The sequence below is a fragment of the Amycolatopsis ultiminotia genome (assembly GCF_039536925.1).
GTDB classification, from domain to species: Bacteria; Actinomycetota; Actinomycetes; order Mycobacteriales; family Pseudonocardiaceae; genus Amycolatopsis; species Amycolatopsis ultiminotia.
On sequence record NZ_BAAAZN010000004.1, the window covers coordinates 424,471 to 443,131 of the forward strand.

Below are 18,661 nucleotides of genomic sequence, written 5' to 3' on the forward strand. Positions count from 1 at the left end.
AGGGGTTCCGCGAACCCGGGAGCTGTCATGATCGTGGAGATTGTCAGCGCGGTGATCGTCGCGGGCGGGCTCTGGCTCGCGTCCGCGGTACGCGTGGTGAAGCAGTTCGAACAAGGCCTGGTGTTCCGGTTCGGCCGGGTACGCCCGCAGGTGCGCGGGCCGGGCCTCACCCTGCTGGTGCCGATCGTCGACCGGTTGCAGAAGGTGAACATGCAGGTCGTCACCATGCCGGTACCCGGGCAGGACGGCATCACCAGGGACAACGTCACGGTGCGGGTGGACGCGGTGGTGTACTTCAAGGTGGTCGATCCGGTGGTCGCCGCGGTGAACGTGCAGGACTACACCGCCGCGATCGGCCAGGTCGCGCAGACCTCGCTGCGGTCGATCATCGGCAAGAGCGACCTCGACGACCTGCTCTCGAACCGGGAACGGCTCAACGAGGGTCTGGAGCTGATGATCGACAGCCCGGCGCTGGACTGGGGCATCCACATCGACCGGGTGGAGATCAAGGACGTCGCACTGCCCGAATCGATGAAGCGGTCGATGTCCCGGCAGGCCGAGGCCGAACGCGAACGCCGGGCCAGGGTGATCTCCGCCGATGGTGAGCTGCAGGCCTCCCACAAGCTGGCCCAGGCCGCGGCGGCGATGGAGTCGACGCCGGCCGCGTTGCAGCTGCGCCTGCTGGAGACGGTGGTTCAGGTGTCCGCGGAGAAGAATTCGACGCTGGTACTGCCGTTCCCGGTGGAACTGCTGCGTTTCCTCGACGCGAGCACCCCGTCGCCGGAGGAGAAGGCCACTCCGCCCGCCGCCGATCCGCCGCGTCCGCGAGCGGAGAGCGACCCGCTGCCGACGGCAGGCCCGGTGTCGCAGGATGGCCCGCCGGCGAAGGACGAACTGCTGCCGGAGAGCGGCCCGGTGCCGGCGGATGCCCTGCTGCCGGACGGTGATCGGCTGCCGGACGAGCCGGATCAGTTCTCCAGGTAGCCGGTCATGCCCAGGATCGAGATCGTCACGACGAACCCGACGAAGAGCGCCACGAAAACGTAACCGATCACGATCGCGGCGAGCGCCATGCCTCGTCCACCCGCTTGGCCGTGCGTGGCCTTGCTCAGTGCGACGTGGCCCATGATGATGCCGGGGACGGTGAGCACGCAGGTCAGGATCCCGAGCAGCGAACACACCAGCGCGCCGACGGCGAGCCCGTTGTTCTGCTCCTGCGGCGAGCCGTACGGCGGGTAGGGCTGCCCGTACGGCTGCGGGTAGCCGGGGTACTGCGGGGCGGGTGCCCCGTACGCACCGGGATAGCCGGGCGGGACAGCCTGCGGTGCCGGTTGCCCGTACGGCGGATTCTGCCCGGCACCGGCGCTGCCGTAAGTGGTCATGCCGCTCGGATCGACGCCCGGAACCTGGTACCCGGTCGGGTTGCTGCCCGGTGCGGCGAAACCCGGTTCCGGCGTGGCGGGCTGCGGCGTGGCGGGCTGCGCACCAGCCGGTGTGCTCCAACCGGGCGGCGGCACCGGAACACCACCGGGCTCCGAAGTGGACGGCCCGCCGGCGGCGGATCCGGCGGTGGCGGCAGGATCGGCGGCCACAGTCGGCTCGGAGGACGTCGGCCCGGTGGTGACGGTTTGCTCGGAGGACGTCGCCCCGGTGGTCACCGTCGGTTCGGGGGACGACTGCCCGGGTCCGGTCGCCGATGGTTCGGCCGTCGGGGAATCGAACGGAGCCGGTTCCGCGGTGGCCGGCGGGTCGAAGCCGGTCGGTTCGGCGGTCGCCGGTGGTTCCTCGCGGTCGGGAGTGCTCATCGGGGCTTCCTCGGGTGCTGGTGGACGGGCCTCAGCCGAAGGCCCCGGACTTGAAGAGCGCGTGCAGGACCAATGGAATCATGATCCCCCACACGACGAGCGCCGCGTAACCGACGACGAACCCGGCGACCGCCACCGCACCGGCGGGTGCACGGCCGCGGCGGGCCCGTGCGTGCGCGATGTGTCCCATCACGATCCCGGCGATGGCGACCGGCGCGCACACCACGAACCCGGCGATCGAGCACACCAGCGACGCGATCGCGAGCCCCGGTCCAGGCGGCGGGCCCTGCGGCGGATACGGCTGGTGCTCGAACGAAGGGTGCTGGAACCCGTCGCTGCCCTCGCTCATCGTGGTCTCCCGGGTCGGCGGGGAGGGTGGAACCGCACCCTAACCGGCGAAATGACGGCAGAGGGTGAGCACCCTCATAGGCGCTTGCCGCGGCCCGCCGTCATACTCCCTGGTAACCCAGCGCCGGGAGCCGGCGTCTTCGCCGAAGGGAGTCCGAGAATGGCCCGTCTCGCGCAGACTGCCGGTCTCACCGACGTGCAGCAGGAGATCCTCAGCACGGTCCGATCCTTCGTGGACAAGGAGATCATCCCGCACGCACAGGCGCTCGAGCACGCCGACGAGTACCCGGCCGACATCGTCGAGGGCATGAAGGAGATGGGCCTGTTCGGGCTCACCATCCCGGAGGAGTACGGCGGGCTCGGCGAATCGCTGCTCACCTACGCACTGGTGGTGGAGGAGATCGCGCGCGGATGGATGAGCGTGTCCGGGGTGATCAACACGCACTTCATCGTGGCGCACATGATTTCCCGGCACGCCACCGAGGAACAGAAGCAGCACCTGCTGCCGCGCATGGCCACCGGCGAGGTCCGTGGCAGCTTCTCCATGTCGGAACCGGACCTCGGCTCGGACGTGGCGGCGATCAAGACCCGCGCCCGCCGCGACGGCGACGACTACGTCATCGACGGCGCCAAGATGTGGCTGACCAACGGCGGCTCGTCGAACCTGATCGCGCTGCTGGTCAAGACCGACGAGGGCGCGGAGAAAGCACATCAGAACCTCACCACGTTCCTGGTGGAAAAGCCCGAGGGCTTCGGTGAGGTGCGGCCCGGCCTGACCATCCCCGGCAAGATCGAGAAGATGGGTTACAAGGGGGTGGACACCACCGAGGCGGTGTTCGACGGCTTCCGCATCGGCGCGGACAAGGTCCTCGGCGGGACATCCGGCAAGGGGTTCTCGCACATGATGGACGGGGTCGAGGTCGGCCGCGTGAACGTCGCGGCCCGCGCGTGCGGGATCGCGATCCGCGCGTTCGAGCTGGCGGTGGCCTACGCCCAGCAGCGCAGCACGTTCGGCAAGCCGATCGCGCAGCACCAGGCGATCGCGTTCAAGCTCGCCGAGATGGCCACCAAGGTCGAGGCCGCACACCTGATGATGGTCAACGCGGCCCGGCTCAAGGACTCCGGCGCCCGCAACGACGTCGAGGCCGGGATGGCGAAACTGATCGCCAGTGAGTACTGCGCCGAGGTCACCCAGGAGTCGTTCCGCATCCACGGTGGCTACGGCTACTCGAAGGAATACGAGATCGAACGGCTCATGCGCGAGGCGCCGTTCCTGCTCATCGGCGAGGGCACCAGCGAAATCCAGAAAACCATCATCAGCCGCGGGCTGCTGCGGGACTACAAAGCACAGTCCTGAACCACCTGAACCACCCTGACCCGCAGCAGGACGCTCGCCCGATACGCGGTTCGCACGGTTCGCCGGTTCTTGACAAGATGGAGCCTCCGGACGGCACGAGTGCGCAGGTGATGATGGTGAGCAGTCCCTTTGGTGGTCAGCGCCCGGCCGGGCTGCCGCGGCTCCCGACGCCGCCGACCGGATGGCCGATCGGCTCGTACGGCACCTACCGCGAGGCGCAGCAGGCGGTGGACTACCTGGCCGAGCAGTCCTTCGAGGTCAGCGACGTGACCATCGTGGGGGTCGACCTGATGCTGGTGGAACGCGTGCTCGGCAGGTTGTCCTGGGGCCGGGTGCTCGGCGCGGGCGCGATGTCCGGCGCCTGGTTCGGCCTGTTCGCCGGACTGCTGCTCGGGCTGTTCGCGAATCAGGGCTTCGCATTGCAGGTGCTCACCGGGCTCGTGCTCGGCATCCTGTTCGGATTGCTGTTCTCCGCGATCGGATACCGGATGTCCCGCGGCCGCCGCGACTTCTCCTCGGCGAGCCAGCTCGTCGCAGGCCGCTACGACGTGCTCTGCCAGCCGCGGACCGCGGAACAGGGCCGGGAACTGCTCGCCAAGCTGGCCCTGCGGCCGCCGCCGTCCCCGGCGTGAACTCCTCGCTCCCCCGCCGCACCGGCGGGGGAGCCGTCGCGCCGGTGATCCGAACCGTTTTCGAATTTCGCCGCGGTAGGCCGATGGCGAGTCCGCCGATTCCGCGTTCCCTTCCGCCATTCCGGCGTTTCCCTCGGCACAGGGCTGAATCGTTACCGACACTGCTTGCGGGGGGTGATCCACCGGCATAGGTTGTCCGACACCGGTCGGTCGGCAGCGTCCAGCTGCCTGGGGGCGCCGCGGGGGTGCGGCGTGCACGCGGCCTGAGGAGGCTTCAATGGTGAAGAAATACCCGGGTGGCACGCGGCCCGCCACGGCGGGCCGGTCACCCGCCAGGGTGGCGGCACTGCTCGCTGCCGGGCTGGTGAGTACCGGACTGATCGCCGGCTGCGGATCGAGTTCCGGGTTGACCGTCAACGTCTACTACGCACCGGAAGACCATTTCCAGACCGTCGTCGACAACTGCAACAAAGCGGCGGCGGGCAGGTACCGGATCGTCTACAACAAGCTCCAGCGCGGTTCCGACGACCAGCGGATCCAGATGGCCCGCCGGCTCGCCGCCGGCGACACCTCGATGGACGTGCTCGGTCTCGACGTCACCTGGGTGCCGGAGTTCGCCGAGGCGGGCTGGGCGCAGGAGTGGACGGGCCGGAACAAGGCCGCCGCGTCCGACGGGGTGCTCAAGAGCCCGCTGGAAACCGCGACCTACCAGGGAAAGCTCTACGCGGCACCGAAGAACACGAACATCCAGCTGCTCTGGTACGACGACCGGATCACCCCGCGGCCACCGAAGACGTGGGACGAGATGATCCGGATGTCGCAGCAGCTCAAGGCCGAGGGCAAGCCGTACTCCGTCGTCTTCACCGGTGCGCAGTACGAGGGACTGGTGGTCGTCTACAACACCCTCGTCGAATCGTTCGGCGGCCACATCCTCTCCGACGACGGCAAGTCCGTGGTGATGGACGCCGGTGCGGTGCAGGCGCTGCAGGTGCTCAAGCAGGTCGCCTCGTCCGGGATCACCGATCCGTCGCTGACCAACCAGAAAGAGGACGACGTCCGGCAGACCTTCCAGCGCGGGGACGCCGCGTTCGAGCTCAACTGGCCGTTCGTCTACGCCTCCTACGCCGAGGAGAACCCGCAGGACCTGTCGCACTTCAAGTGGGCGGTGTACCCGGAGGCGAAGCCGGGGACACCGGCCCGGACCACCGTCGGCGGTTACGACCTCGCGGTGAGCACCTACTCGCAGCACAAACCACAGGCCTTCGAAGCGGCGTTGTGCTTGCGCAGCGCGGAAAACCAGAAGTACTCCGCGATCAACGATGGTGTACCGCCGACCATCGAATCGGTCTACCACAACGACGTCCCGGTCGATCCGGCCAAGCCCGCCTCGGCGGACAACCCGAACATGGCCGTGAAGTACCCGATGCGGGACACCATTCTGGACGCGCTCAAGACCGCCGCGCTGCGCCCGCTTTCCCCGGCGTACCAGAACGCGTCCACGGTGATGTCGAAGGTCCTCTCGCCGCCGTCGGACATCGATCCGCAGGCGACCGCGGACAAGCTGCGAGAACAGCTCGATGATGCGCTCCAGTCGAAGGGAGTGATCCCGTGACCGTCAAGGATCCCGCAGCCACACACGAAGCGGCGCACCGCAAGGGCAAACCCGCGCTGTCCGAAGGGAAGAAGGCCGAACGGCGGCTGGGGTTGCTGCTGTGTGCCCCGGCGTTCATCGTGATGATCGCGGTGACCGGGTACCCGATCGTCTACTCGATCTGGCTCTCCCTGCAGCGCTACGACCTGCGCTTTCCCGCGCAGCACGAGTTCATCGGATTCGCCAACTACGCCGCGGTGCTGACGAATTCCTACTGGTGGACCGCATTCGGCACCACGATGCTGCTCACCGTGGTGTCCGTGGTGATCGAGTTCGTGCTCGGCATGGCGCTCGCACTGATCATGCACCGCACGCTGGTCGGCCGCGGGCTGGTGCGCACCGTCGCACTGATCCCGTACGGCATCGTCACGGTCGTGGCGGCGTTCTCGTGGTACTTCGCGTGGACGCCGAAAACCGGCTACCTCGCCAACCTGCTGGCCTCGGACGCCGCGCCGTTGACCGACCAGTGGCCGTCGCTGTTCATCATCATCCTCGCCGAGGTGTGGAAGACCACGCCGTTCATGGCGCTGCTGCTGATGGCGGGCCTGGCGCTGGTGCCGGACGATCTGCTCAAGGCCGCGTCGATGGACGGTGCGACCGCGTGGCAGCGGTTCACCAAGGTGATGCTGCCGGTGATGAAGCCCGCGATCCTGGTCGCGTTGCTCTTCCGCACGCTCGACGCGTTCCGCATCTTCGACAACATCTACGTGCTGACCAACGGTGCGCAGGACACCGGATCGGTGTCCATGCAGACCTACGACAACCTGGTCAAGGGCCTCAACCTCGGCATCGGCTCCACCATGGCGGTGCTGATCTTCATCACGGTCGCGATCATCGCGTTCCTCTTCATCAAGGTGTTCGGCACCGCCGCACCCGGCTCGGACAACGGGGGGAAGCGCTGATGGTCATGGGTGCCGCGGTCACGACCGGCCGCAAGATCCGCTGGGGCCTGCTGGACATCCTCGTCGTGGTGTTCGCGATCGTCCCGGTGCTGTGGGTGGTGTCGCTGTCGTTCAAGACCAAGGACACGCTCACCGACGGCAGTTTCATCCCGCAGGAATGGACGCTCAAGAACTACGCGGACATCTTCGAGACCACCGAGTTCATCCGCGCGCTGGTGAACTCGATCGGCATCGCGGTGATCTCCACGGTGATCGCGGTGGTGCTCGGCACGATGGCCGCCTACGCCATCGCCAGGCTGGAGTTCCCCGGTAAGCAGCTGCTGGTCGGGTTGTCCCTGCTGATCGCGATGTTCCCGCAGGTTTCGCTGGTGACCCCGCTGTTCAACATCGAACGCGGGCTCGGCCTTTTCGACACCTGGCCGGGGCTGATCCTGCCTTACATCACGTTCGCGCTGCCGCTGTCCATTTACACGCTGTCCGCGTTCTTCCGGGAAATCCCGTGGGAGCTGGAAAAGGCGGCGAAGATGGACGGTGCGACGCCGTCGCAGGCGTTCCGGAAGGTGATCGCGCCGCTGGCCGCGCCGGGCGTGTTCACCACCGCGATCCTGGTGTTCATCTTCTGCTGGAACGACTTCCTGTTCGCCATCTCGCTGACCTCCACCGACGCGTCACGCACGGTGCCGGCCGCGTTGTCGTTCTTCACCGGGTCCTCGCAGTTCGAGGATCCGACCGGGCAGGTGAGTGCGGCCGCGGTCGTGATCACCGTGCCGATCATCCTGTTCGTGTTGTTCTTCCAGCGTCGCATCGTGGCGGGGCTGACGTCCGGTGCGGTGAAGGGCTGAACCATGGCTGAAATCGTTCTCGACAAGGTTTCCAAGCGCTACCCCGACGGTGCGCTCGCAGTGTCCGAAGTGGACATCACTATCGCCGACGGCGAGTTCATCATCCTGGTCGGCCCGTCCGGCTGCGGGAAATCGACCACGCTGAACATGGTCGCGGGACTGGAGGACATCTCCGCGGGGGAACTGCGCATCGACGGCAGGCGGGTCAACGAGAAGGCGCCGAAGGACCGGGACATCGCGATGGTGTTCCAGTCCTACGCGCTGTACCCGCACATGAGCGTGCGGGAGAACATGGCCTTCCCGCTGCGGCTGGCCAAAGTGGACGAAGCAACGGTGCGGTCCAAGGTGGAGGAGGCGGCACAGATCCTCGACCTGACCCAGCACCTCGACCGCAAACCGGCCAACCTCTCCGGCGGGCAGCGGCAGCGGGTGGCCATGGGCAGGGCGATCGTGCGCAACCCCAAGGCGTTCCTGATGGACGAGCCACTGTCCAATCTGGACGCAAAACTGCGCGGGCAGATGCGCACCTCGGTGTCGAAGATCCAGAAACAGCTCGGCACCACCACGCTGTACGTCACGCACGACCAGACCGAGGCGATGACCCTCGGCGATCGGGTGGTGGTGCTGCGGGGCGGCCACGTGCAGCAGATCGGCTCGCCGCAGTTTCTCTACGAAAACCCGGCGAACCTCTTCGTGGCCGGGTTCATCGGCTCGCCGTCGATGAACTTCGTGCCTGCCACGCTGGAAAACGGCGAACTGCGCAGTGCGCTGGGCCGGACGCCGCTGCCGGACCGGCTCCGCCGCACGGTCGAGGCGGCGGATGCTCCCCGTGAGGTGATCATGGGCGTGCGCCCGGAGCACTTCGAGGACGCGTCGCTGGTCGACGCCGATCGTGCCGGCTCCACCTTCACCGCGCACGTCGACGTACTGGAGTCGATGGGCTCGGAGAAGTTCGCGCACTTCACCGTGGACGGCGAGGTCGCGACCTCGGCGGAACTGGCGGAACTGGCCGCGGACAGCGGTTCGGCAGACGTACCCGGTGCGGAATCGCTGATCGTGGCCCGGCTTTCCGCCGAATCGGCGGTCACCGAGAACAGCGATCTGCAGATGTGGTTCGACGTGGAGAAGACCAAGCTCTTCGATCCCGCCGACGGGAAGAACCTCACCTATACCGAGTGAAATTCCGCCGGGTCACGGGATCTTCGCGAACACCGGCGCGGCGGCGGTGCGGACGGTGGCACAGGCCGCATCGCCGCCCTCGCCGGTGGTGTCGACCACGCTGACCGTGGCCTGTTCGGCGCGTCCGGCGGTGGCGGGGGAGGGCTGGACGACGCGGGCACGGCAGAACGCGCCGTCGGTGGTGATCCTGGCCGTCCGGCCGCCGAGGGTCTCCGACGGGCCGGTCGGCGCCTGCTTCACCACCGCGAAGTCCACACTCACCTTGCCGCGGATGCACGAGTGCCCGGCCAGTCCAGGGGAGGCTTTGGTGCCTGCGCCGCTCGCCGCGTCGAGGTCGTGGGTTTCCAGCAGTGCACAGGAATCGACGCGTCCCCAGGAACGGTCGGGGAACTGCACGTGCCGCGCCCGGCCGCCGCCGAGTGCGGCCAGCGCCCCGCCGACCACGGCGTCCGCGCCGGTACAGCGGGCCTCCGGTTCGCCGCCGGTGACGGAGACCGGAAGCCGGATGCCGTCGGCGAACGTGATCACGCGAACACAGGCCTGGTCCGGGGCGAACCCGCTCTGCTGCACGGCCACGCCGTCCGGCACCCGGCCCGGGTAGTTATACGGTCGCACGTTCGGATCGCGGTCGGCGGCCAGCGGGCCGACCGTCACCGCCACCTGGTGGCCGGCCTGCACGAGATCGACCCGGCAATCGGTGAACGACGAGTCCGGTGCGGCCGCAGTGGCATCCGGCAGCCGCGCCGGGTCGAGAAGGCTGCAGTAGTCGATCGAGGCGAAGTCGCCGAGCGCGGCCGCTGCCGTGAGCGGTTCGGGCGCGCTGGGTGGCGCGGGGGCTGCGGTCGGCGAGGCGGAACAGGCTGCGGCCAGCAGCACCGCGGCACCGATGGCGACGGCTCCGAAGGGGTTACGCACGGGGTGCAGTATCGTCATCCGCGGCACAAAAGCCAGCCCTGATCGGCAAATCCCACACTTCGCTGCGTCATCACCGCTGGTCACCGGGGAAAACCCGGAGCGGGACCGGGGTTTGCCGCGCTGTCCCCTAGGGGCCCGGATACACCCGCGGAGCGATGCGCGGGCCACGGCGCCCGTGGTCCCATGAAGGCATCAACCGATGGAGGGGAAGACGATGACCGCAGCTGCCACCACCCAGCGACTGAGCCGGCCGCGAGGGGACCGCATGATCGGCGGCGTGTGCGCCGGGCTGGCCCGCCGTTTCGGCATCAAGACAGGCACCATGCGGTTGCTCGCAGTGCTGTCCTGCCTGCTGCCCGGCCCGCAGTTCGTCGCCTACCTGATCCTGTGGGCGATCATACCCAGCGAATGACCGCCGGACAGCCGCCGACGCTTGCCTCGGATCGCTGTCGCCCGGCCGCTGACCTCACGCCGGATCGCTGCCCCCGACCCGGGATCGCTGACGTCGCCGGGGTCTCTGGCACTGACCCGGGATCGCTGACGTCGCCCGGGGCCATTGCAGCCGGCCCGGGATCGTCGGTGCCCGGACCGCTGATGCTGCCTCCGGCCGCCGACGCGCCGCCCGAAGACCGCCGATGCCAACTCGGATCGCCGACGCCGCCCGGGGTCGCTGAGATACCGGGCCGTTGCCGCCGCCCCGGACCGCTGCCGCCGCCACGGATCGGTTCGGGGCGGTTCAGCCGTGTTGGCGGGGCTGGCGCCAGGTGCACATCGCCTGGTCGATCACGTCCATGGCGAGTTCGGGGCACGGCAGTTCGCTCGCCCGGCCGGGCTCGGCCCGTAGGCCGTCGATCAGCAGGGCAAGGCACCGCCGCCACAGGTGCGGGGCCACCTGCCCGGTGTACTCGGCCACCGAGCCGGTCATCTGGTGCAGCAGCGGCAGGTCGGCAGGCACCACGTCCGAACGCAGCTGCCCGGCGGCCTGTGCCCGTTCGACCAGCTGTGTGATCGCCGGCACCATCCGGGCCTTCGCCTCGGCCACGTGCTCGTGCCCGAACGCCGTGGACAGCATGATCTCGCGCAGCCCCCGGTCGTGGGAGTGCATTTCCACGGTCTGCCACACGAATCCGACGAACGCTTCCCACGGGTCGGACACCTGCAGTGCCTGCTTGGCGAGGTCGGCGATGTCCTCGAGCCGCTCCGTGAACATGGCTTCGACCAGGTGTTCCTTATTGGGGAACCGACGGTAGACGGTGCCGACGCCGAGGCCGGCGTGGTGGGCGACGTCGTCCAGCGTGGCGTCGAGCCCGCGGCGGCCGAACACTTCTCGTGCGGATTCGAGGATGCGCCTGCGGTTGCGTTCGGCGTCACGCCGCAACGGCCGCGCCGTTGCGGCCGGAGCAGTGTTCTGTGTCATGTCGTCCAGGTTACCAAAATAAGTCGAGGCATCTCCTCCGGTTCTTGTGTACGGTGGGCGCAGTAAGGGGAGGACTCCACTCCACATATCTGTGCAATCACTCTGCGTGAGGACCAACCACATGACCGAGCCCACGGCCACGCTCGATCGTCCGGGGGAGGACGATCCGGCTGCCGCCGCGAACCCGCATCACTCCAGGAGATGGCTGATCCTGGTGGTGATCGGCCTGGCCCAGCTGATGGTCGTGCTCGACGCGACCGTCGTGAACATCGCGCTGCCTTCCGCGCAGGTCGACCTCGGCTTCTCCAATGACGCCCGGCAATGGGTCGTCACCGCGTACGCGCTCGCGTTCGGCAGCCTGCTGCTGCTCGGCGGACGGCTCGCGGACCTGTTCGGCCGCAAGACCGCGCTCCTCGTCGGCCTCGCCGGTTTCGCCGCGGTGTCCGCGATCGGCGGCGCCGCGAGCAGTATCGAGATGCTGCTGATCGCCCGTGCCGCGCAGGGTGTCTTCGGCGCACTGCTCGCACCGGCCGCGCTTTCCTTGCTCACCACCACCTTTACCGATCCGAAGGAGCGCGGCCGCGCGTTCGGGGTGTTCGGCGCGATCGGCGGTGGCGGTGCCGCGATCGGTCTGCTGCTCGGCGGTGTGCTCACCGAGTACCTCGACTGGCGCTGGTGCATGTTCGTGAACATCTTCTTCGCGGGTATCGCGTTCGTCGGTGGCGTGCTGTTGCTGCGCCGCCAGGAATCCGAAGGCCCACGGCCGAAACTCGACCTGCCCGGCACGATCACCGCGTCCGCCGGTCTGTTCGCACTCGTCTACGGCTTCTCCAATGCCGAGCACAATTCGTGGAGCTCGGCATCGGTGTGGGGCTTCCTCGTCGTCGGACTGCTGCTGCTGGCCACGTTCGTCGCGCTGCAACAGCGGGTGCGGCATCCGTTGCTGCCGCTGCGGGTGTTGCTCGACCGCGATCGCGGCGGTTCGTACGTGGCGATGTTCCTGCTCGCCATCGGCATGTTCGCGATCTTCCTGTTCCTCACGTTCTACGTGCAGCAGAACCTGCAGTTCACACCGATCCAAAGTGGATTCGGCTTCCTGCCGATGGTTGCCACGCTGATGTTGTCCGCGACCACCGCGACGAGCGTGCTGCTGCCGCGGTTCGGGCCCAAACCGCTCGTGCCGACCGGCATGGTGATCGCCGCGGTCGGCATGTTCTGGCTCAGCGGGATCGATCTGGACAGCACCTACGCCGGTGGCGTGCTCGGCCCGCTCATGGTGATGGGCTTGGGGATCGGCCTGTCGATGGCTCCTGCGATGAGTGTCGCGACGCTCGGGGTGGCGACGCACGACGCAGGCGTCGCCTCGGCCACGGTGAACACCATGCAGCAGGTCGGCGGTTCGATCGGTACCGCGCTGCTGAGCACGCTCGCGAGCAACGCGGCGGCGTCCTTTGTGGTCGGTCGTGCGCCGACGCCGCAGCTCGCGGCAGAGGCCGCGGTGCACAGCTACACCACCGCGTTCACCTGGGCCGGGGTGATCTTCGCGGCAGGGGCGGTGGTCACCGGGCTGTTGCTGCGGCCGGGGGTGCCTGCCCAGCAGTCGACGACGACCACGGTGCACATGTAATCGCCGGACCGGGGGTTGAACCGGCCTCCTCTCGTGTGCGGCACGGGAGGAGGCCGGTTCTCTTTGCCCGGCCCGTGCGGCGGAACTGCCGGGTCACCGCCGGTGCGTGCGCAGTGCCGCCAGCACGTCGTCGTCCCAGCGGTGGGTGCGGATCAGGCGGTAACGTTCGCCTGCCACCCACAGGTAAGCCTCGGCTTCGGTGCGTTCGCCGACCAGATCGGCCTGCCGCAGCATCGCGACCACCGGGGTGAACTCCTCGTCGAACCAGCGCTGCGCGAGCGTGGCCCGGTCGGTGAACCGGTTCTCGTCCTGCATCAGCCGGAAACCCCACGCCTCCACGTGTTCGCCGAGCAGCGCGTAGTCCCACGGATCGGACACGATCACCGAAGCCCTGGCGTGCCCGGTCAGCGGCACCCGCTCGAGGAACAGCCGCCGGTAGTCCTTCACGATCAGGTCGCCGCGGTAGCGGATGCCGCTCGGATCCAGTTTGGTCCGCACGACCGTGACGAAGGCCGCTATTGTGGACAGTCCCTGCGCGTGCGCGACGGAGGCACGGTGGTGGCCGTCGACGATGAAGTGCAGTTCGCCGATCCGGTACACCTCGATCGGCGGGATCTCCTCGCCGCGGCGGGCGGCAAGCGCCAGCCGCTCCCAGCGTTGCCGGACCCGTCCGGAGGTGGGCCGGAACCGCCGGTCGAAATCCCGGCTGCGGTCCACTGTGCCCACGATCGAGTCCAACGTGATCACCCGGGTGCCGAGCCGGGATTCGCCCGCGTAGCCCAGCGCGTTCACCACCTCGTGGAACGGCAGCATGATGTTGACGTCGTCGGGTTCCCTGCGCAGCCAGGTGGACAGCCGGGACAGCACCTGCCGCCTGCGGGCCCGCAGAAAGTCGGTTTCGGCATCGGCACGGGGAAAACCGGTAGGTCTGGTCATCGCGGGAACTCCTCGGCAGGCGCCCCGCCGGCACCCTCCACGGAGTGGCTGCGCCGCGTCATCTCGATGATCTGGTGGCCGACCACGTTCCGGACGCGGGTGTGGCCGAGCACGCGGTCGGGCACCGGTTCGCCGTGCGGGTGGATGTGGCCGTGCAGCAGCCACTGCGGCCGCAGCGTCTCGATCGTGCGATGCAGGCAGGCGAAACCACGATGCGGTGGATCATCGCGGTCGCCGAGGTGCCGCGGTGGCGAATGGGTGAGCAGCACGTCGACCTCCCGCCCGTCGCGCCGGCGGCGCCACCGCGCGCGGCGTTCCAGCCGCCGGGCCCGCCGGGACTGCTGACGCGGTGTCCACTGGTTCGGGCCGTCGTTGTACCGGACCGAGCCGCCGAGCCCGGCGAACCGCAATCCGGCGACGTCGACCACCCGGCCGTCCGCGTCGACCCCGCCTGCCGGGCCAGGCCATTCGGCCGGGAAACCGTCCTTCATGGACAGTCCGCCGTAGCGGGTGTAGCCGCTCAGGTCCGGATCGTGGTTGCCGGGCACGAACACGCACGGCACGTCGAGCGCGGTGGCGAGGAACTCGAGGTAGTCGTACGGCAGATCGCCCGCGCCGATGACGAGGTCGACCTCGAGCGCGCGGACCGCCGAGGTCCACAACCGCTCGTCGACCTCGTCGGCCACCACCAGCGCTTTCGGCATACGCCCAGGGTACGACCCCGCGGCGTCACTTCAGGCCGTGCGCGAACCCGGGGTTGGCCGCGATCACGGCGACGATGCCGACGATCCAGGCGAGGCAGAGCGTCACCGCCCAGAACTTGAGGTTGGTCAGCAGACGAGACATCGGGGTACTCCTGTCCGGTTACCGGGGAACGAAACGGGGCCGCGAGGGGCGGTTACAACCAGCCGTTCTTCCGGAATATTCGGTACAGCAGCAAGCAGATCCCGAGGATCACGGTGACCACGATCGGATAGCCGAACTGCCAGTGCAGCTCGGGCATGTAGTCGAAGTTCATGCCGTAGATGCCCGCGATCATGGTGGGCACCGTGATGATCGCCGCCCATGCGGTGATCTTGCGCATGTCGGTGTTCTGCTGCAGCGAGATCTTCGCGACCGTGGCGTCGACGAGGGTGCTCAGCAGTTCGTCGAAGGCCGCCACCCGCTCGGACACCGTGACGAGGTGGTCGGCGACGTCGCGGAAGTACGAGCGGACCTCGTCCGGCACCAGCCGGGTGTAGCCCTCGGCGAGCCGGGAGATCGGGGTGGCCAGCGGCATCACCGCGCGGCGCAGCTCGAGCACTTCCCGCTTCATCAGGTAGATCTGCTCGGCGCTCACCGACGAACGCGGCGCGAACACCTGCGCCTCGATCTCGTCGATGTCCGCCTCGATCCGGCTGGTGACCTCGAGGTAGTGGTCGACCACGTGGTCGGCGATCGCGTGCACGACCGCCGCCGCGCCGAGGTCGAGGCGTTCCGGATCGTCGTCGAGGTCCCGGCGCAACCGGGCGAGACCGGAGTGGTTGCCGTGCCGGACGGTGATCACGAAATCGCGGCCGAGGAACACCATCAGCTCACCGGTCTCCACGATCTCGTTGGCCGTGGTCGGCGACTGGTGCTCGACGTAACGCACGGTCTTCAGCACCAGGAACAGCGTGTCGTCGTAGCGTTCGAGCTTCGGCCGCTGGTGCGCCTCCAGCGCGTCCTCGACTGCCAGCTCGTGCAGCCCGAAGGTTTCCGCGATGCCCTGGATCTGCTCGGAGTCCGGTTCGTGCAATCCGATCCAGACGAATCCAGTGTGCTGCTTACGGACCTCGTTGATCGCCTCGGTGTGCGTCCAGCGCCCTGGCAGCCGCTTGCCCTCGACGTAGACCGCGCAGTCGACCACGTAGGCCGACAGCGGCACCGGGATCGGCCGGTCGAGCGCAGCCTTGGCACGGTTGCCGCCGCGGCCGCGAAGGCCGCCGAGCGAGGGAATGGCAGGCATGATTTCTCCTGGGCTGACGTCGTGGAACGCGAAGACGACGGCCAGGCGGACTGCGGCGTCCGTCCGGCGGCACCGCGGTTCCCGGAACGCCTACCAGGAGGAGAGAAGACCGGCGGGCGAGGCGGGAACGCGGGGACTACTAGGGAGCGGACTATCACCACTACTCATGGCCGGTTCCTCACCTCCTTCCGGTCGGGGCACCCCGAGAGGCGCACAGTGGCGGGGGTCGCGTTGACCCACGATCACCGATGGTCGAGGGTACTCCTCACCACGCAGGCATGTCGCACCTGGCTCGTCAGGTGTTACCGGGACAGGAGGCGGACGAGTGCAATTCGGCCGATACTACGAGGAGTTCGAGGTCGGTGCGGTGTACAAGCACTGGCCCGGCAAGACGGTCACCGAATACGACGACCACCTCTTCTGCCTGCTGACCATGAACCACCACCCGCTGCACCTCGACGCGCACTACGCGGGCGAGACCACCGACTTCGGCAAGAACGTGGTGGTCGGCAACTACATCTACTCGCTGTTGCTGGGCATGTCGGTGCCGGACGTGTCGGGGAAAGCCATCGCGAACCTTGAAGTGGAGTCGCTGAAGCACGTGAAGCCGACGTTCCACGGCGACACCATCTACGGTGAGACCGAGGTGCTGGACAAGACCCCGTCGAAGTCCAAGGACGACCGTGGGGTGGTGTACGTGGAGACCCGTGGGTACAAACAGGACGGCACGATCGTGTGCACGTTCCGGCGCAAGGTGATGGTGCCGAAGCAGTCCTACGGACAGGCTCGCGGCGGGGAGCAGCCGGGCCGTCCGACGCCGCACGAGTGACCGGCCCGCAGCGGAAAGAGGAGCACGGGTGGCCATCGCCCTGGAGAAGATCAAGCAGGTCCTGCGGACGTTCGCCGAAGTGGAGGCACGCGGCGTATCCCCGCTGTATGACCACCTGGCCACGCACGCGGCCGAGGACGACGACGTTGCGGGCCTGCTCACCGAGGCCCGCGGCGGAGAGGCCCGCGGCACGCTGCTGCTGGCCGTGGCACACCGGCTGATCCAGGCGGATCCGATCCACCCGCTGTCGCGGTACTACCCGTCGGTGGGTGGTTTCGACGGCGTCGACGGGGAGACCTGGCCGCTGTTCCGGTCGTTCCTGCTGGACCGCGCGGACCGGGCCAGGGACTTGATCGCGACGAGGTACACACAGACGAACGAGGTCCGCCGGGCCGCACTGGTGTACCCCGCGGTGGCCGCGGCGGCGAAGGAAGCGGGCGGCAAGATCGGCCTGCTGGAGGTCGGCTGCAGCGCGGGCCTGTTGCTGGGCCTCGACCGGTTCGCCTACCGCTACCAGTGCGACGGCGGCGAACAGCTCGTGGCAGGCCCGGCTAAGGCGTCGGTCGGCCTGCACTGTGCACTGGATCTGGCTGCCGGTGGCGTGCTGCCGAAGCTGCCGAAGAAGGTGGCCGTCGCGGCCAGGGCCGGCCTGGACCGGGCCCCGGTGGACCTCTCGGACGAGGACGAACTGGCCTGGCTGGAGGCGTGCGTCTGGGCGGATCAGGTGGACCGGATCCGGATGTTGCGCACCGCCGCGTCGGAGCAGCGCAAACACGCCCCACCGCTGATCACCGGCGACGCGGTCGACGACCTGGCCACGACGGCCGCGACGCTGCCGGCGGAGCTGCCACTGGTCGTGCTGACCAGCCACGCACTGGCCTACCTCGGCGACCGTCGCGCGGATTTCGTCGCCGCGCTGGGCCGGCTGGCCGAGGAACGCCCGGTGTGGTGGGTGAGCCAGGAGTTCTACCGAGCGGGACTGGAACTGGTCCTGCCCGGCAGACACGACCTGGCCGAGGCCCCCGCCGACACCCCGGGACAGGCACTCCAGGCAGTGCTGGGTCTGACCACGTGGCAGCAGGGCAAGCCGTCAGCCCGCGCACTGGCCCGCACCACCCCACACGGCCAGCGGATGACCTGGCTGCCAGCCTGACCCCACCACCCCGAACCAAGCGGCCGACCGCACCGCCCCGTCGGCTGGGTGGGCTGAACCCGCTACTCCGGTGGTTGGACGGGCTGAATCCGCTGTTCCGGTGGTTGGGCTGAGGGCCTGCCCCGGCGGTTGTGCGGCTGAGCGCCTGTTCCGGCGGTGGGCGGGCCGAAACTCGCCATTCCGGCGGCTGGGCGTGAACCCGCGACCCCGGCGGTTCGGCGAGCTGAACCCGCTGTTCCGGCGGTCGGGCTGAGGGCCTGCCCTCGCGGAGTTGTGCGTGTCGAACCCGCTACTTCGGCGGTTGGATGGCTGCGGGCTCCGACGGCTGGGCGGGCTGGCGGTCCGGCCTCGGTGTCCGAGGCTGGGCGGTTTGGCGCCCGGAGTGACCTGGCGACTGCGTGGCTGGGCGGTTCGGCAGCGTGGCGGCTTAGCGCCTGGGCGCCCGGTGACTCGGTGAGCGGGTGGCGCGATGGCCGGTGCCAGAGTTGGGGTGGTTGACCTGGGCGCGGTCGGCTGGGTGCGTCGGTCGACCGGGTGCCGGTGATTGACTCTGCTCTGGGCGGCTGGGCGGCTGGGCGGCTGGGCGGCTGGGCGGCTGGGCGGCTGGGCGGCTGGGCGGCTGGGCGGCTGGGCGGCTGGGCGGCTGGGCGGCTGGGCGGCTGGGCGGCTGGGCGTGCGCCGGGTGATCGGCCCTGCCTCTCGCGACCGGCCCTGCCTCTCGCGACCGGCCCTGCCTCTCGCGACCGGCCCTGCCTCTCGCGACCGGCCCTGCCTCTCGCGACCGGCCCTGCCTCTCGCGACCGGCCCTGCCAGTCGCGACCGGCCCTGCCAGTCGCGACCGGCCCTGGCTCTCGCGACCGGCCCTGCCAGTCGTGAGTGGCCCCGTCCGTCGTGACTGGCCCTGTCCTGCGAGGCTGGCCTTGTCTGCGTGGCTGGCCTTGCCCCGGGGGAGGCTCTCGTGCGTGGAGCGTGTGGCTGGCCTTGCCCGGTCGGGGCGGGCGTGGGCCGCGTGGTCGGTCGCTCTCCCGGCTGCTGGTCGGGTCCTCGGGTTCCCGGCGGACTGTCGGCTTCCGGACGTCCG

General features: G+C 68.9%; 18 protein-coding genes. 11 read left to right on the forward strand and 7 right to left on the reverse strand.

The window, feature by feature from the left end; translation table 11 throughout:
• Positions 1–27: 27 nt before the first annotated feature.
• Complete coding sequence (locus ABD793_RS12430; RefSeq protein ID WP_344858924.1) at positions 28–984, forward strand: slipin family protein; 957 nt, start codon at positions 28–30, stop codon at positions 982–984.
• Here the strand turns inward: ABD793_RS12430 and ABD793_RS12435 are convergent.
• Complete coding sequence (locus ABD793_RS12435; RefSeq protein WP_344858926.1) at positions 969–1,805, reverse strand: DUF4190 domain-containing protein; 837 nt, start codon at positions 1,803–1,805, stop codon at positions 969–971. The two genes, ABD793_RS12430 and ABD793_RS12435, sit on opposite strands and share 16 nt — an antisense overlap.
• 31 nt (positions 1,806–1,836) lie before the next feature.
• Complete coding sequence (locus ABD793_RS12440; protein ID WP_344858929.1) at positions 1,837–2,154, reverse strand: DUF4190 domain-containing protein; 318 nt, start codon at positions 2,152–2,154, stop codon at positions 1,837–1,839.
• A 159-nt stretch (positions 2,155–2,313) separates the two neighbouring features.
• On the opposite strand from ABD793_RS12440, the gene ABD793_RS12445 reads away from it, so the two are divergent.
• The 6 genes from ABD793_RS12445 (at position 2,314) to ABD793_RS12470 (ending at position 8,716) form a co-directional block, all read left to right on the forward strand.
• Positions 2,314–3,510, forward strand: coding sequence for an acyl-CoA dehydrogenase family protein (locus tag ABD793_RS12445; protein WP_344858931.1), 1,197 nt, complete (start codon positions 2,314–2,316; stop codon positions 3,508–3,510).
• 110 nt (positions 3,511–3,620) lie between these two features.
• On the forward strand, positions 3,621–4,142 hold the full coding sequence (locus ABD793_RS12450; RefSeq protein WP_344859234.1) for a YflT domain-containing protein: 522 nt from the start codon (positions 3,621–3,623) through the stop codon (positions 4,140–4,142).
• Between the two features lie 277 nt (positions 4,143–4,419).
• Entirely contained in the window at positions 4,420–5,754 is a 1,335-nt protein-coding gene (locus ABD793_RS12455; protein ID WP_344858933.1) for an ABC transporter substrate-binding protein, read from the forward strand.
• Complete coding sequence (locus ABD793_RS12460; RefSeq protein WP_344858936.1) at positions 5,751–6,695, forward strand: carbohydrate ABC transporter permease; 945 nt, start codon at positions 5,751–5,753, stop codon at positions 6,693–6,695. The genes ABD793_RS12455 and ABD793_RS12460 overlap by 4 nt, the downstream gene beginning before the upstream one ends.
• Positions 6,695–7,537 carry a carbohydrate ABC transporter permease gene (locus tag ABD793_RS12465; RefSeq protein WP_344858938.1) on the forward strand — a complete coding sequence of 281 codons (843 nt, stop codon included), beginning with the start codon at positions 6,695–6,697 and terminating at the stop codon, positions 7,535–7,537. The genes ABD793_RS12460 and ABD793_RS12465 overlap by 1 nt, the downstream gene beginning before the upstream one ends.
• Positions 7,538–7,540: 3 nt before the next feature.
• Positions 7,541–8,716: an ABC transporter ATP-binding protein gene (locus ABD793_RS12470; RefSeq protein ID WP_344858941.1), complete on the forward strand. Its 1,176-nt coding sequence runs from the start codon at positions 7,541–7,543 to the stop codon at positions 8,714–8,716.
• A gap of 12 nt (positions 8,717–8,728) precedes the next feature.
• On the opposite strand, the gene ABD793_RS12475 is transcribed toward ABD793_RS12470, so the two are convergent.
• Positions 8,729–9,631, reverse strand: a complete 903-nt coding sequence (locus ABD793_RS12475) for a hypothetical protein (RefSeq protein ID WP_344858944.1) — start codon at positions 9,629–9,631, stop codon at positions 8,729–8,731.
• A 214-nt stretch (positions 9,632–9,845) separates the two neighbouring features.
• On the opposite strand from ABD793_RS12475, the gene ABD793_RS12480 reads away from it, so the two are divergent.
• Positions 9,846–10,043 (forward strand): PspC domain-containing protein, encoded by a 198-nt coding sequence (locus ABD793_RS12480; RefSeq protein WP_344858946.1) that lies wholly within the window; start codon positions 9,846–9,848, stop codon positions 10,041–10,043.
• A gap of 324 nt (positions 10,044–10,367) precedes the next feature.
• Here ABD793_RS12480 and ABD793_RS12485 read toward each other — a convergent pair whose 3' ends face one another.
• Positions 10,368–11,048 carry a TetR/AcrR family transcriptional regulator gene (locus tag ABD793_RS12485; protein WP_344858947.1) on the reverse strand — a complete coding sequence of 227 codons (681 nt, stop codon included), beginning with the start codon at positions 11,046–11,048 and terminating at the stop codon, positions 10,368–10,370.
• A gap of 121 nt (positions 11,049–11,169) precedes the next feature.
• On the opposite strand from ABD793_RS12485, the gene ABD793_RS12490 reads away from it, so the two are divergent.
• A complete protein-coding gene (locus ABD793_RS12490) occupies positions 11,170–12,675 on the forward strand; it encodes an MFS transporter (RefSeq protein WP_344858948.1) in 1,506 nt (501 codons plus the stop codon).
• 93 nt (positions 12,676–12,768) lie between these two features.
• Here the strand turns inward: ABD793_RS12490 and ABD793_RS12495 are convergent, their stop codons facing one another.
• The 3 genes from ABD793_RS12495 to corA form a co-directional block, all read right to left on the reverse strand.
• The gene (locus ABD793_RS12495) at positions 12,769–13,611 is read right to left on the reverse strand and encodes a chromosome partitioning protein ParB (protein WP_344858950.1); all 843 of its coding nucleotides are present in this window, start codon (positions 13,609–13,611) and stop codon (positions 12,769–12,771) included.
• Complete coding sequence (locus ABD793_RS12500; protein WP_344858953.1) at positions 13,608–14,315, reverse strand: metallophosphoesterase family protein; 708 nt, start codon at positions 14,313–14,315, stop codon at positions 13,608–13,610. Before ABD793_RS12500 ends, ABD793_RS12495 begins: the two co-directional genes overlap by 4 nt.
• A 194-nt stretch (positions 14,316–14,509) precedes the next feature.
• The gene (gene corA, locus ABD793_RS12505) at positions 14,510–15,598 is read right to left on the reverse strand and encodes a magnesium/cobalt transporter CorA (RefSeq protein WP_344858955.1); all 1,089 of its coding nucleotides are present in this window, start codon (positions 15,596–15,598) and stop codon (positions 14,510–14,512) included.
• A 325-nt stretch (positions 15,599–15,923) separates the two neighbouring features.
• Here corA and ABD793_RS12510 point away from each other — a divergent pair, with 325 nt between their 5' ends.
• Complete coding sequence (locus ABD793_RS12510) at positions 15,924–16,427, forward strand: MaoC family dehydratase (RefSeq protein ID WP_344858957.1); 504 nt, start codon at positions 15,924–15,926, stop codon at positions 16,425–16,427.
• A 34-nt stretch (positions 16,428–16,461) separates the two neighbouring features.
• A complete protein-coding gene (locus ABD793_RS12515) occupies positions 16,462–17,580 on the forward strand; it encodes a DUF2332 domain-containing protein (protein ID WP_425548699.1) in 1,119 nt (372 codons plus the stop codon).
• Positions 17,581–18,661: the final 1,081 nt, after the last annotated feature.

Excerpts from the sequence above, each read along its gene's own strand:
- ABD793_RS12495 (WP_344858950.1), bottom strand. The coding sequence starts at position 13,611 with ATGACCAGACCTACCGGTTTTCCCCGTGCCGATGCCGAAACCGACTTT.
- ABD793_RS12465 (WP_344858938.1), top strand. The coding sequence starts at position 6,695 with ATGGTCATGGGTGCCGCGGTCACGACCGGCCGCAAGATCCGCTGGGGC.
- ABD793_RS12500 (WP_344858953.1), bottom strand. The coding sequence starts at position 14,315 with ATGCCGAAAGCGCTGGTGGTGGCCGACGAGGTCGACGAGCGGTTGTGG.
- ABD793_RS12485 (WP_344858947.1), bottom strand. The coding sequence starts at position 11,048 with ATGACACAGAACACTGCTCCGGCCGCAACGGCGCGGCCGTTGCGGCGT.
- corA (WP_344858955.1), bottom strand. The coding sequence starts at position 15,598 with ATGCCTGCCATTCCCTCGCTCGGCGGCCTTCGCGGCCGCGGCGGCAAC.
- ABD793_RS12480 (WP_344858946.1), top strand. The coding sequence starts at position 9,846 with ATGACCGCAGCTGCCACCACCCAGCGACTGAGCCGGCCGCGAGGGGAC.
- ABD793_RS12435 (WP_344858926.1), bottom strand. The coding sequence starts at position 1,805 with ATGAGCACTCCCGACCGCGAGGAACCACCGGCGACCGCCGAACCGACC.
- ABD793_RS12470 (WP_344858941.1), top strand. The coding sequence starts at position 7,541 with ATGGCTGAAATCGTTCTCGACAAGGTTTCCAAGCGCTACCCCGACGGT.
- ABD793_RS12490 (WP_344858948.1), top strand. The coding sequence starts at position 11,170 with ATGACCGAGCCCACGGCCACGCTCGATCGTCCGGGGGAGGACGATCCG.
- ABD793_RS12445 (WP_344858931.1), top strand. The coding sequence starts at position 2,314 with ATGGCCCGTCTCGCGCAGACTGCCGGTCTCACCGACGTGCAGCAGGAG.
- ABD793_RS12430 (WP_344858924.1), top strand. The coding sequence starts at position 28 with ATGATCGTGGAGATTGTCAGCGCGGTGATCGTCGCGGGCGGGCTCTGG.
- ABD793_RS12450 (WP_344859234.1), top strand. The coding sequence starts at position 3,621 with ATGATGGTGAGCAGTCCCTTTGGTGGTCAGCGCCCGGCCGGGCTGCCG.
- ABD793_RS12455 (WP_344858933.1), top strand. The coding sequence starts at position 4,420 with ATGGTGAAGAAATACCCGGGTGGCACGCGGCCCGCCACGGCGGGCCGG.
- ABD793_RS12440 (WP_344858929.1), bottom strand. The coding sequence starts at position 2,154 with ATGAGCGAGGGCAGCGACGGGTTCCAGCACCCTTCGTTCGAGCACCAG.